1 protein-coding gene is annotated in these 1,073 nt (G+C 37.9%); it reads right to left on the minus strand.

The features are described 5' to 3' along the window. Positions 1-1,073: nucleoside triphosphate pyrophosphohydrolase family protein (locus N434_RS25460; protein ID WP_502695785.1), on the minus strand; the 1,073-nt coding region annotated here is incomplete at both ends.

Below are 1,073 nucleotides of genomic sequence, written 5' to 3' on the forward strand. Positions count from 1 at the left end.
TCACCGATAACTATACCGCCATTGTTCTTTCGAACTTGCCTAAATACTGAGTAGCCCTGAAGGATAGCATCCTCCCACAATTTAAGAGGACATTGTTCCACTTCATAGCCTTGCACGAACTTTTTAATAGTTTTTAATACATCAAAAGAAAGACTATCATGGCCTTCAAAATAATCGATACCTTTTGAGTATGAATAGAGCCAAGCGGTAAGTCCTTCCTCAACAACGATTGCTCTTCCACCGTCTTGATTTTCATCGAAAGACAGATCACTTTTTCTTTTCTGATTGATCAATGATCTAAACGTCGGTGACCAATGAAGAATTGCGGCATAAGATAAATGGAACACATCATGGAAGCGGTATCCGTCAGGGTCACGTATATTATCAGTCAGAGGCGATCCGATAAATACCCCGTTCCATCTTAAGTAGCTCTGTCCACTCTTTCTTTGAGTGATATGAATTTCAAATTTCCTTGGTATCTGCTCTTCTTCGGGGAATGGAAAGTCAAAATCTGGCAATGAATCTTTTCTTGGAACTGTAAATCGTCCAATAGTTTTTATCAGATTTCCTTTTACTACTTTTGCAAAATATAGCCCTGTTGACTGCATTGCTTGAAGATATAACCTAGCAAAATGAATTAATTCTTCACGGAGATTTGGAGAGTCTTTCTCGATTTTGAGTAATTGAGCTGCCATACAACCTAGTTCAATTAGAGCAGAATCTAATCTCTCCACCTTATCAAAAGTAATAATCTGTGAAATAGGTGCATTTTCTTGGTCATTATTAGAAACAGTATCAAATACTTCTGCCAATTCAACATTTAAACGTCTGCATAAAGTAGAGAAATACCAGAGAGCATCACCAAACTCTTCCTCGACTTCATATTTATAGCTTGGGTACGCTTTCTTCTCCCGGCGATATTTTTTTGAAGCCGCCATAATACTTCCAACTTCTCCATATATCCCTAAGAGAATTGGATTGATCTCTTCAACTGGAAATCTATCAGTATCGACAATTACTCGCTCATACTCTTGCAGAAGAATGGAGCCTTTCAATTCGTTTAAGTTCTCTGG

It is taken from the genome of Rhizobium sp. UGM030330-04 (genome assembly GCF_003208455.1).
In the GTDB taxonomy this organism is placed as follows: domain Bacteria; phylum Pseudomonadota; class Alphaproteobacteria; order Rhizobiales; family Rhizobiaceae; genus Agrobacterium; species Agrobacterium rhizogenes_A.